Raw genomic sequence first — 12026 nt, forward strand, 5'->3', positions numbered from 1 at the left:
TGACATATGTGCTGATCCAAACGAAATAAGGAGATCAATCATGGCGGTTCTGACCCAGAAATACCGATTAGACTCCGCCCCCGTTGCTCCCCGCACGGATGCGGTTGCCTCACCTTCAAACCCTGCTCGGACGTCGGTGCACTTGCCTACCTTGCCTGATGTGTTGGCCGGTTTACCTTTTTTGAGTCATGAGGTTGCTCTGTTGGGGGTGTGTGAGGACGGTGTGCCTCTCTTGCTGGACCTGCGCAATCCATCGCCAGGCGCATTGTTGGTCATCTCTGCTCAGCCTGCCACTTCAATCATGATGCTGAACGTCATCCGCGAATCCTTACAAGGGGCCAATGCGCCCTTTTCTTTGCAAATGATCCGGGTGACCGACGCTCTGGCGGTTACTGCCCATCCCCTCGAACGCCTGGTTAATCCCTTCGAACGCGAACTCGAGCAAGCCCTGTTAAGCCTCGCCGACTTGGCTGATTCGCGCCAGCATGGACGTTTGCGCGGCCCTTCAATATTGCTGGTGGTTGAGCGACTGGAATGGATTCTCCAGGCAGACCAAGAAGCCATTTGGGCATTTGAACACCTGCTTCATTACGGGCCGGCTCTAAAAATATGGCCTTTGGTGGCCACCCACCCCAACTCGGAAACCACCTTGACGCGGTGGCTGCGCCGCTTTGGAACCCTCATCTGGGGCGCCGATTTGAGCGCCTCTCTCAAAGAGCAATTTGGCGTTCCAGAGAATCCCCTTAGTCAGCATCTCCCTCATTCGCGTTGTTTCAGCCTGCGTAGCCAGGGTCAATGGCTCCATCTCTGGTTACCAGAAGTTGCATAAGCGAGGTGAATTATGAAAATGGGCATGCTTTGGTACGATGACGATCCTAAGGCCGATTTGCGCACCAAGGTCCACCGCGCCGCTGAATACTATCAGAAGAAATACGGCGTCCGTCCCAACCTGTGTTACGTACATCCCAGTATGCTCGCCCAGGAACGGATGCAATTCAACGAGATCGAGATACGCACCAATCGGCGTGTACTCCGCAACCACCTCTGGCTAGGCCTGCTTGAACTGGGTGATCCGGCTCCCACATTTTAGAGTCATGGTTGATCATCTTGCCTGGAATGCTCCTCTTTCGAACTGGCCTGATCCTCAGAATGTGCCATCAACCCTTGGAAGAGGCGGCGTAGTACCCCGAGCAATGGGGTTTTCACCCCGGTAAATTGCTCACGAAAATGATTTGCCGCTTCTTCGAGTGTCACTTCGCGCCGGTACTGCTCGCGCAAGTACCACAGGTGCTCAATGATCCACAAATACAGATCACCCACGGTGCGGCCGGGGAATTCCCTAAGCAGGTTAGTTTCTTCAATCACCCGCGCCAACGGCAAATAGACCTCATCATACCAGGAGGTAACCGCCTCTTCATATGGTACCTCCTGCCCGCGTTCCAAGCCCATGAAGTAGCGATGCACGTCTATGTGCTCCAGCAGTTTGGCGTATTGGCCGGGTAGGGTCAGGTCAATCACAACGCCGGGACGGAGTCGGTCCAGTTGAGTTTTGGCATAAAACTCCCCTTTTTCGTGAAGGGCGATCAATTCATCAACGTCGGTATGTTCGTCAATGGGGACCGGAGTGTCAATCTCGATGACGTATGCATCAATGAACTTCTGGCCCCGCTCCCGCGCTACAGAGACCCGATGATTGCCATCTTTGACAAAATAAGCCTCGCCGATTTTATAAAGTTCCACTGGTGGGAGGTCAATATCTTGGAGATGCGCCGTGTCAATGCTGATCCAGCGTGAGGCCGTGCGTGAGTGACGCGGCAGAAAGGCACGGTCAAAGTCCTGGTAGCGCCCCACACTACCGATGATCTTATCAATCGGCACTTCTTGCAACCCAATGTAATGCTGACCACGCATCGGAAGGCGCGCCCGCACCTCATCAAAAGGCAAGAGGCGATTGCTGGATTGAGAAAACCACGCAAAGACCGAGCGCCAAAAGCCCTTACGCAGAGCCGCCTCAAAATCGGCTTTGGCAACGCGCTCGATCAGCAATTCATCCCGAAGGCGTTTTTCGCTCATGCAGAACCTCCTGTGCCGCATGCCGCTGCCAGAACCATAACCGCGGAGCAGGCACTTGGTAGGTTATTTCGCGATACCCGTACACATTGATCACCACCGTTCTACCCACGCGGGTAACCGTGGGGATGTCATTGCGATAAACATGCACATGGCCATGAAGATGATAGGCCGGCTGAAAGGTTTCAATCAGCCAGCGAAAGGCCTTAATACCACGATGAGGGCGATCTTCCAGATCATGGATTTTCCAAGGAGGTGCATGGGTGACAAAGACATCCAAATAACGCCCGTAAATCAAGCGATTGATAAGCAATCCTGGCACCAACCCAAGCACCAGCGCCCACATCTCGGCCTGAGAGTATTGATGCGGCCCGTAATTATACTGCAGGCATCCCTCAATGCCGGCCAACAGCAAGCCCCCCGGCGTGCGCATCACACGCCGATGCAGGTTGATGGCCCCCCAGGGAGCCCGGCGCTCCCCGCCTACCCCCACTTCAATCTTGCTGACGTGATTGCCTAATACATAGTACAACGGGCGGTCCAGCATGCTGATGATAAATTCCAGGTAGTAATGGGGCAAATCGCCACAACTGATTACCAGATCAATGTGGCGAAAACGGTTCACAATGTTAGCGTCGTAGATAAACCCCAGTTCCACATCGCTGACCGCCAAAATGTTCATAAGTCCGTTCGTATCTTCATCATAACATAGCATCCAACGAGGCTCAAGCCCCCGCTTGGCTTGGAGAGGCGTCTAAAGGTCCCTGGGCAACCACCATGGCCATTGCCAAGTTTCGGGTATGCGTGATGCTGATAGACCATTCACGCAAGTTAAGCGCCGCCGCCCGTTCCGCCGCCCGACCTCGCAAGTGAAGCAGGGGCTGCCCTTCTGGCCCACGCTGTACTTCAATGTCCTGCCAGGAGATCGGGCCAATGCCACACCCGAGCGCCTTCGCCACAGCCTCTTTGGCCGCAAAGCGCCCGGCCAGCACCGTCAGGTCATCCTGGGCATCATCCAACTCCTGCATAGTGAAAACACGGCGCAAGAAACGCTGACGGATCTGAGGATCAAGGCGTTCCAAACGCTCAATCTCAACCAGATCAATCCCACACCGCAAGGCCATCTGATTACCCCTCAGCAGGCGGTCCCGCACTCACAATAATCAGCCGCTCTGGATCAAGGTAGCGCCGCGCCACCTCTAGGATTTGGTCCCGCGTAATCGCCAGAACCTGCTGGGGGTAGCGCTGCAGATAATCCAAACCCAGTTGGAAGCGCTCCATGTTCAACAAGGCACTCGCCACCCCTGCATTAGACTCCAGCGAAAGCGGGAGACGCCCGATGAAATGCGCCTGACTATCGCTGAGTTCCTCTTCGGTGACCGGCTCACTGACAAAGCGCCGGATCTCCTCCCGGATCAATTCAATGGCCCGTTCCAGGTTAGCCGGATTCACCCCAGCATTGACCTCCCAGGAACCGGCGACCATCCAGGCATTCAGGCTGCTCATAGCATAATATGCCAATCCTGCCTTTTCACGCACCACCTCTCCAATGCGTCCCATCATCCCGAATTGCCCCAAAATGTTATTGCCCAACGAAGCCGGCAAGTAATCGGGGTGGTTGCGCTTAGGCCCTAAGGTACCAAGCACCAGTTCTGTTTGTACTTTATCAGGTAAAGGAACGTGCTTGCGCACGGTCTGGCTTGGGGGTGCAACCGGGGAGACGGTGCGGTTTTCTGCAGCCGGCATGGCTGGCCAATCCCCCAATGCAGCGTTCACCTGGGTAATGACCTCCTCGGCCGCCACTGCCCCCACCACAACCAGCACCATCCCTTGGGGTCGAAAATGGGCCCAATGAAACGCCTCCAAATCCTCACGCCGAATCGTCTTGACCGTTTCAGAGTAACCATCCTCTGAACGCCCGTAAGGATGATCGGGGAAGAGTAGCGCGTCAAAGGTAAGTTCAGCCATTTCAGCCGGGTCTTGTGCCCGAATCGCCAGACTGGTCAGCAGTTGCGCACGCAACCGTTCTACTTGCTCGGGGGGGAAGGTTGGCTCCCGGACACACGAGGAGAGCAGGCTCAACAGAAGTGGTAAGTCCTCCGCTAGGGCACGCCCACCGAAAGTAATGGTATGCACATTGGCACTGAAACCCAGGCTGGCCCCAGCAGATTCCAAAACCTCATGAAGCGTTTGAAAATCATAGCGAGCTGTTCCCCGCATCAATGCCCGGGCTGTAAAGCCTGCCAGTCCCAATTTATCCAGTGGATCATACAGGCTACCGCAGGGGAGATACCCGTTGATAACAATCGAAGCACTGTTAAAGTTACTGCGCGTTAATACTACAATACCATTAGGAAGTTCTACCCGGGTAATATCCTCTGGCCCGGGAAGGGAACGCCAAGTTGCGGGTGAAAGGGTTGCTATCATGCCAGGGGCTCCTCTCCGGTGGGCTGATAAATACCAACAACACGCCGTTGCGGCTGAAGGTAGGTTTGGGCAATGCGTTGTACGTCTTCGGCCCGCACCGCCGAGAGTTTCTCTACATAGTCAGCAAACCAATCGTAGGTGGCAAACATCTCCGCAAATCCCAGCCAGAATCCCTGATTCGTGATGTTTTCACTACCATAAGCAAAGAGCGCACGCGCCTGCTTGAGGGCGCGCTGGATCTCTTCGTCACGCACACGCTCTGCTTGTAAGCGCTGAATCTCAGTATCAATGGCTTTCAACACGGCCTCAGGCGAACTCTCAGGATGCACGGTAATCACAAGATCATAGAGATAGGGATCAATGGTCGCGTGCAATCCACCCCCCACACTGACGGCCAGTTCGCGCTCGACCAGTGCTTGATAAAGGCGTGAGGTCTTGTTCGAAATGCCACCCCCGCCAAACATATTCAAACTGCTCGGCCCAGAGAGCAGGCTATCCAGCACCGTAAACGCAAAGAAATCCGGATCGCTGGCAGCAGGCGCACGATAAGCCAGATGCATAAACACCGTCGAGCCCGGGCCCTTCACTGTTACCCGGCGTTCCTGCGCAAGCGGTGGTTCGGGCGGAATTGCCCGCGCAACGGTCTCACCCGGCGGGAGATTCCCAAAGGCCTTCTCGATTTTTTCGAGCATGAGGGCGGTTTCAAAATCGCCCGCCACGGCAATGAGGGCATTTGCCGGTGTGTAATAGCGCCGATAGTGCTGATAAAGGTCGTCCCGGGTTATCCGACGTAAGTCTTCCTTTAGACCGATCACTTCATACCGATAAGGATGCTGGTCGAATGCGGCCATTTGCACGGCTTCCCCCAGTAGAAAAAGGGGCTCGTTCTCACTACCCTCGCGCTCCGAGAGGATCACCGTGCGCTCCGCCTCCACCTCCTCAGGATCGAAGCGGCTGTTGATCATACGATCCGCCTCTAGATCCAGCGCCAGGTCAATCTTATCGGCCGGCAAAGTTTCAAAGTAGGTTGTCCAATCAAGGTACGTAAAGGCATTCCACATGCCCCCCTCGCGTGAGATCCAACGATCCAGCAGTCCAGAGGGGAAACGCGGCGTGCCCTTGAACTGCATGTGTTCCACCCAGTGTGAGACGCCGGTTTTGCCTGGTGATTCATCCCGTGAACCCACCCGATACCAGACCCAAAAGCTAATCAGCGGGGCAGTATGGACCTCCTTTAGCAGTACCATCAGCCCATTAGATAGCCGCGCGCGGGTGACCGATGCCTCGTTGGTCATAAAAATCAGTGCCTCCTCATTTTTCCTGAATCTTGCCCAAGTTACCCACGATCTCCAATTCAAACACCATTTATAATAAAGAGGGAATGCCAAAATTATCACTCAGGAGCATGCGATGAGCCTCGAGAATCGCTACTGGGTTGCTATTGCCGGTGCTGGACCAGCCGGTCTCTACGCCGCCCAGCACCTCGCCGAAAACGGGGTCCAGGTCGTTTTGTTCAACCGCGACATTCGGCCAGGGGGGTTGGCCGAATATGGCATCTATCCGGATAAACTGCGCCTCAAGAATGGCCTGCGCGCTCAATTCCAGCAAATCCTCTCTCTGCCTGAAGTGCATTATTATGGTCATGTCCGCATTGGGCGTGATGGTGATTTCTCGCTGGATGATCTGCGTCGTTTGGGTTTTCAGGCCATCCTGGTAGCCGTAGGCGCTCAGGGCACCAAATGGTTAGGACTCCCCGGCGAGTCTCTGGAGGGGGTCTATCACGCCAAGGACATTGTGTACCATTATAACAAACTTCCCCCATATAGCCAGCGCACGTATCGGATCGGGAATAAGGTGGCCATCGTCGGCGGGGGAAATGTAATGGTGGATGTAGCACGCTACCTGATCGAGGTCCGGCAGGTGGAGGAAGTTGTGGCCATTGTGCGCCGTGGCCCCAAAGAGGTCAAATTTGACCGCCGCGAACTGGAAACCGTGGCAGCCAACCTGGACTGGCAGGCCTTTGAGGCCGAACTTGAACGGGTGGCACCGGTTATGCGCGCGCTCGGACAGGACCCCGAAACCTCGCGCGAACTGGTGCGAACCGCTATGACGAAAGCCGGCCCTAAGCACTCCTCGACCCGGTTGTGGATCCGTTTTCTGGCTTCTCCGCGTCGCATTCTAGATAACGGACAAGGTGCAGTTGGTGGTATTGAATTAGAGGACAATACCCTGGTACTCCAAAACGGTGAGGTAGTTGCCAAGGGTTTAGGCAACACTTGGGTTATGCCCGTGGATACGGTGATCTTTGCCATCGGTGACCGAGTGGATGAAAGCATCGGCCTACCCGTCCACCGCTATGAATTTGACAAAAATCCCCACCCGCGCTTCCCGGTTGAAGGCGAATCCTATGAGGCCTATGACAGTGAACGCGATACACCGATTGAAGGGGTCTTTGTAGCCGGTTGGTCGCGCAAAGCCAGCAGTGGGCTAGTGGGAGTAGCCCGCAGGGATGGGGTCAATGCTGCACGGGCTATTTTGCAGTACCTTGCTACCCTCCCCCCTGTACCCACCTCCCTGCTGCCCGCTATTGAACAGGCCATTCGGGATTTGCCCCACCCAGTAGTAACCAAAGAACACTTGGAGCGCCTTTATCAGGCAGAAGCTGAGCGCGCCCATGCTCTGGGGCTGGAGGAATATCGCTTTGCCACCAACGAGGAAATGCTTGAGGCCATGGGGCTTCTGGGCGTGGTAAGCTAACTGAGCCGGTGCTATAATACTCCTAGCCCATACACAGCGAGGTTCAATGCGCTTTCTGGTGACTGGAGCCGCGGGTTTCCTAGGTTCGGCGCTTTCTAATCGTCTGGTTGCAGAGGGGCACACCGTTGTCGGCCTGGACGATTGCTCCACCGGGGATCCAGCGAGCCTCTCCCCCGAGGTTCACTTTACCCGCGGGGACATCAACGACCGTCCCAAGCTTTGGACGCTCCTTCAGGAAGTGGATTGCGTCTATCACCTGGCTGCACGCGTGCTGGTCCCGGAGTCCATCCTGTACCCGCGCGAATACAACCACGTCAATGTGGGCGGAACCGTCACTTTGATGGAAGCCATGCGCGATGTGGGAGTACGGCGGGTGGTGTTCATCTCTTCAGGAGCCATATATGGCTTCCAAGAGCACCAACCGGTACGCGAGGACGCTATTCCCAATCCACGCTCGCCTTACGCCGTCTCCAAACTGGCAGCTGAGTACTATGTACGCACCATTGGCAGCCTGTGGGGGATTGAAACGGTGTGTCTGCGCGTTTTCAACGCTTATGGCCCGGGGCAGCATCTGCCCCCCGTCCATGCTCCGGTCGTCCCTAACTTTCTGCGTCAGGCGGCTCAAGAGGGTACGCTGATCGTCCACGGTGACGGCACCCAGACCCGTGATTACGTTTATGTGGACGATGTGGTCGAGGCCATGGTCGCGGCGGCAACTGCTAGCGATGTGGATCAGGCCATCATCAACGTGGGAAGTGGTCGCGAGACCAGTGTGCGTGAACTGGTGCGCTTGGTGCTTGAGGTTACCGGCACCCAGCCAGAGGTAGTCTATAATCCACGCGCGGATGGTGGCCCCCCGCGTATGTGCGCCGACATCCGTTTAGCCGCCGAAAAACTTGGCTACCAACCCCGCATCAGTCTGGAAGATGGGCTACGGCTAACCCTGGAACGCGATCCGCGCCTGAGGCGGCGCAATGGCACCCCCAAGCATGGGGAACAGGAGGCGAAATGAAGCGTTCCTCAGCAAGGTACCATCCCGTTCTGTTGTCGACCTGAGGGAGGGTGGGAATGATAAGCGGGGAAAGCAAACCCACACCCAGTCTTAAGCATCCATGCTACCAATGGTTTTTGCTGGTCATCCTCCTCATTTTGGTTGGGTGCACGTCCTACGAGCCGCAGATCGCTGCTCAGCCCAGCATCTTCGAGGTCGATCCGGTATTCCGGGAGTTTTACCGTATGTTGGGAGGCGAGACGATCCTGGGCCCCGCCATCACCCGCGCATTTCGCTTTGAGACCAATCTGTGCCAATATACTCAGAACGCGCTGATGTGCTTCAACCCTTATGCCGAAGAACGCCGGCGCTTTTACCTCTTTCCTCTAGGCCAAGTGCTCAACCTGCGGGAAGACCCCGGGCTCGTCTCAGGTGAGGGCCCTATGGTCAACGGTTATCTGATCTATGAAGAATTTGTCCCGCTTTACGATCGTCTTGGGGGCTCGCTGTATGCCGGGCATCCCCTAACCCAACCCCGCTACAATGCCACCCACAACCGCATTGAACAATACTTTGAAAATGTGGGCTTTTATCGAAGCCTGGATGAACCCCCAGGAAGTGTGCACTTGCTCGCTTACGGTGTATATGCCTGCGATGCGTATTGCCGCTACCAGGCGCCTTTGAATGGGATCGTGAGCCCTCTTTCCAATCAAGTAGCACAGCCGTTCCTCTCGCGCCTAGCACGCCTGGGAGGCTTAGCGGCTTTTGGGCGCCCACTAAGCGAGCCCTACACCGCTCCTGACGGCGCTATTGAGCAAATCTACGAAACCGTTGTGCTCTACGCACCCACCGAGAACCCCAACGCCATGCGCCTGCGCCCGCTTAGTCGCATGCTGGGTTTTCCGAATTACCCGCCTGGCCCTCAAATCTACGGCGAGGCTGACGGGATGGTCTTCTACCCCGTTCACGAGAACCTCGGGTTCCACGTTCCACGGGTGTTCGATGAATTTATCGCCCAGCACGGCGGGCGCGAGATCGCAGGCAACCCCTTGGAAGAAATCGCCGCGGTAGGCGAGAAACGTTACCGGCAATGTTTTGAGAACTACTGCTTGCTTTACGATCACACCGCCGCCCCCAGTTTGCGCGTGCGCCTGCTCCCCTTAGGGCTGGAGTATCTGCGCCGCATTCAGAACGAAAGCGGCGAACTGCCCCTGCTCTATTCTCCTCAGACCATCCGCCTCTTTGCTACGGCCACCTCCAGCCGTTTACCTGCTGATCAGCCCCAATCATTCGAGATTATCGTCCTGGATGCACGGGATCAGCGCCCACTGGCAGGGATCGAATCGCGCCTATGGCTCACCTTGGCCGATGGCACACGCCTGGAATACCGCCTGCCTCCTACCGATGCCCAGGGACGAGCCCACCTGAGCATCGCCCCTCTAACCCCTGAACAGCCCAATGGTAGCGTCATCGCCTATCAGGTTTGCCTCACGGTACCCTCTGACCAGCCCATCTGCACGAGCGATAGTTATCTGATCTGGAATTATCGATAAACCCTAGCAGGGGCGGGTTTAGTGGTAAAATCACCCGCAGGCCTTCCGAAGGTTGGGTAGAGGTTATGCACGGTGAGGGAATCATGGAATTTGAGCCCGTCATTGGTTTAGAAGTCCACGCAGAACTTCAAACCCGCTCTAAGATGTTTTGTGCCTGCCCGGTCGTGGATGCGACTCAGGCCGAACCCAATACAGCCGTCTGCCCGGTCTGTGCCGGCATGCCGGGAGTTTTACCGGTGATCAACCAGCGTGCTGTGGAGTATGCCCTGCGGGTCGCACTGGCCCTGGATTGCGAGATTGCTACCCATAGCCTCTTTGCGCGTAAAAATTATTTCTATCCCGACTTACCTAAGGGTTACCAGATTTCGCAATACGAGTATCCGCTCGCCCAACACGGTCGCTTGCCTATTTTCACCAGCGCAGGCGAGCGCGCCGTGAGTATTCGGCGGGTGCACCTCGAAGAGGACACCGGCAAACTCACGCATATCACCCCACCGGGTGGTGAAAGCTTTTCCCTGGTGGATCTCAATCGCGCTGGCGTGCCTCTCCTAGAAATTGTCTCTGAGCCCGATCTTTTCAGTGTAGAGGAAGTGCGGGCTTACGCCATGGCGTTGCGCACCCTCTTGCGGTATCTAGGGGTCAATTCTGGTGATATGGAAAAGGGCGTCATTCGCTTTGAAGCCAATGTCTCGGTACGTCCCAAAGGGAGCACGCAGCTGGGTACACGCGTCGAGATCAAAAACCTAAACAGTTTCCGCGCCCTCGAACGGGCCGTTGCTTATGAAATTGAGCGTCAGAGTCGCTTGCTCAGCCAGGGTCAACACGTGGAGCAAGAGACCCTCGGTTGGAACGAGACAGAAGAGCGCACGTATTCACAGCGTAGCAAAGAGGAAGCCCACGATTATCGCTACTTCCCAGAGCCAGATTTGCCCCCCCTCGTCATTGAAAAGGCTTGGATCGCTGCTGTGCGCGCGGCCCTGCCTGAATTACCTCATGCCCGGCGGCGACGCTTTATCGAAAATTATGGATTGTCCCCCATTGATGCAGCGCTTCTGGTCAATGAGCGTGCCGTCGCCGAGTATTACGAAGCGGCGGTCAGGGCTGCCTCTGATTTGCCCCCACGAATGATTGCCAACTGGATCCTCGGCGAGGTGTTTGCCTGGATGAACGAAAGCGGCGAGAGCATTGAGCAACTTAAAGTTAGCCCAGACGCATTGGCTGAACTGCTCGCTCATCTCCAGGCCGGCGAAATCAATCAAACCACTGCCAAGGCCGTGTTACAAGAAATGCTCCAAAGCGGGGAACGGGCCGCAGCGATCATTACCTCACGAGGCCTACGTCAAGTTTCAGATGCTGATGCCCTGCGCGCCTTAGTAGCCCGGGTACTGGCAGAAAACCCTAATGAAGTCCAGTCCTACCTGCGGGGCAAAGAAACCCTGGCCAACTGGTTTTTCGGCCAGGTCATGCGTGCCGTGGGGGGAAAAGCCAACCCCCAAGTGCTACGGGCAGAATTGGAGCGCCAACTAAGCGAATTGAAATCCCATCATGCCAATTGAAGGGGAAAGGCCGGCCACGAAAATCCTCGCCCCTTATAACGCCACCACTTTGGCAGCTTGGTTGAGGGCTTCTAAAATATCTCCCATGCCCCCTACCACACCCACTTGCACCTGATCCAGCAAACCGAAGTAACTGAGGCAAGTGTGGCAGAGCACCAGTTCAACCCCACGCTTTTCTAATTCACGCAACTGACTCAAAACGGGTGAACCGCTACAAGCCAACCGCACCCCCTCGGTGTAGAAAAGCACCTTGGCCGGTAGTTTTCCGCTTTCCAGAGCCAGGGTAAGATACTTGACTACCAGTTGCTGCTGCAGTTCTGCCGGGCCCTCACCCAGCCCGTAGCGGGTAAAAAGCCATACAGTATCAGACGCGGACATACATGACCTCCTGACAAGTAAGCCAAAATAGATCAACAGAGTGAGCAGACCGCCTCTGGCTCCCTCCTGGCCCATGACCTGACAGAAGGTTTTCACACTCCTTGCCCCCACCGGGCCGCTCTGGTCGCCACAGGCACGTCCGCCTTAGGGGTACGCTCCCGTACCCGACATAAAAATCAGTACTTAGGCGCGTTCACTGTGGCCGGCCTCCGGCAAGGGGATGTACTTTGATTATAACCACGCCTGCGAAAAAACGCATGCCTCAAGGCCACAAAGCGCCTAAGTTTCGGTATA

12 protein-coding genes are annotated in these 12026 nt (G+C 56.0%); 6 read left to right on the forward strand and 6 right to left on the reverse strand.

What is annotated here, in order from left to right; translation table 11 throughout:
- Nucleotides 1-40 precede the first annotated feature (40 nt).
- Both Q0721_RS03785 and Q0721_RS03790 read left to right on the forward strand, forming a co-directional pair.
- Nucleotides 41-829 (forward strand): hypothetical protein, encoded by a 789-nt coding sequence (locus tag Q0721_RS03785; RefSeq protein ID WP_299025540.1) that lies wholly within the window; start codon nt 41-43, stop codon nt 827-829.
- Between the two features lie 12 nt (nt 830-841).
- On the forward strand, nt 842-1090 hold the full coding sequence (locus Q0721_RS03790; RefSeq protein ID WP_299025543.1) for a hypothetical protein: 249 nt from the start codon (nt 842-844) through the stop codon (nt 1088-1090).
- 2 nt (nt 1091-1092) lie between these two features.
- Here the strand turns inward: Q0721_RS03790 and Q0721_RS03795 are convergent, their stop codons facing one another.
- The 5 genes from Q0721_RS03795 to Q0721_RS03815 are packed head-to-tail and all read right to left on the reverse strand — an operon-like array spanning nt 1093 to nt 5792.
- Entirely contained in the window at nt 1093-2073 is a 981-nt protein-coding gene (locus Q0721_RS03795; RefSeq protein ID WP_299025546.1) for a DUF4032 domain-containing protein, read from the reverse strand.
- Nucleotides 2048-2752 (reverse strand): metallophosphoesterase, encoded by a 705-nt coding sequence (locus Q0721_RS03800; protein WP_299025549.1) that lies wholly within the window; start codon nt 2750-2752, stop codon nt 2048-2050. Before Q0721_RS03800 ends, Q0721_RS03795 begins: the two co-directional genes overlap by 26 nt.
- A gap of 43 nt (nt 2753-2795) precedes the next feature.
- Nucleotides 2796-3194: a holo-ACP synthase gene (gene acpS / locus Q0721_RS03805; RefSeq protein WP_299025552.1), complete on the reverse strand. Its 399-nt coding sequence runs from the start codon at nt 3192-3194 to the stop codon at nt 2796-2798.
- A 4-nt stretch (nt 3195-3198) separates the two neighbouring features.
- A complete protein-coding gene (locus tag Q0721_RS03810) occupies nt 3199-4497 on the reverse strand; it encodes a pitrilysin family protein (protein ID WP_299025554.1) in 1299 nt (432 codons plus the stop codon).
- Complete coding sequence (locus Q0721_RS03815) at nt 4494-5792, reverse strand: pitrilysin family protein (RefSeq protein WP_299025556.1); 1299 nt, start codon at nt 5790-5792, stop codon at nt 4494-4496. The genes Q0721_RS03810 and Q0721_RS03815 overlap by 4 nt, the downstream gene beginning before the upstream one ends.
- Nucleotides 5793-5907: 115 nt before the next feature.
- Between Q0721_RS03815 and Q0721_RS03820 the strand changes: the two genes are divergently transcribed.
- The 4 genes from Q0721_RS03820 to gatB all read left to right on the forward strand — a co-directional run bounded on the left by Q0721_RS03820 (nt 5908) and on the right by gatB (nt 11354).
- On the forward strand, nt 5908-7254 hold the full coding sequence (locus tag Q0721_RS03820; protein ID WP_299025559.1) for an FAD-dependent oxidoreductase: 1347 nt from the start codon (nt 5908-5910) through the stop codon (nt 7252-7254).
- Nucleotides 7255-7300: 46 nt separating this feature from the next.
- Nucleotides 7301-8266, forward strand: a complete 966-nt coding sequence (locus tag Q0721_RS03825) for an NAD-dependent epimerase/dehydratase family protein (protein WP_299025562.1) — start codon at nt 7301-7303, stop codon at nt 8264-8266.
- Nucleotides 8267-8322: 56 nt separating this feature from the next.
- Entirely contained in the window at nt 8323-9798 is a 1476-nt protein-coding gene (locus tag Q0721_RS03830) for a hypothetical protein (protein ID WP_299025566.1), read from the forward strand.
- Between the two features lie 83 nt (nt 9799-9881).
- Nucleotides 9882-11354 carry an Asp-tRNA(Asn)/Glu-tRNA(Gln) amidotransferase subunit GatB gene (gene gatB, locus Q0721_RS03835; RefSeq protein WP_299025569.1) on the forward strand — a complete coding sequence of 491 codons (1473 nt, stop codon included), beginning with the start codon at nt 9882-9884 and terminating at the stop codon, nt 11352-11354.
- A gap of 33 nt (nt 11355-11387) precedes the next feature.
- Here the strand turns inward: gatB and Q0721_RS03840 are convergent, their stop codons facing one another.
- A complete protein-coding gene (locus Q0721_RS03840) occupies nt 11388-11732 on the reverse strand; it encodes a DsrE family protein (protein ID WP_299025572.1) in 345 nt (114 codons plus the stop codon).
- Between the last annotated feature and the right edge of the window lie 294 nt (nt 11733-12026).

Source organism: uncultured Thermanaerothrix sp. (assembly GCF_938028735.1).
Taxonomy (GTDB): domain Bacteria; phylum Chloroflexota; class Anaerolineae; order Anaerolineales; family Anaerolineaceae; genus Thermanaerothrix.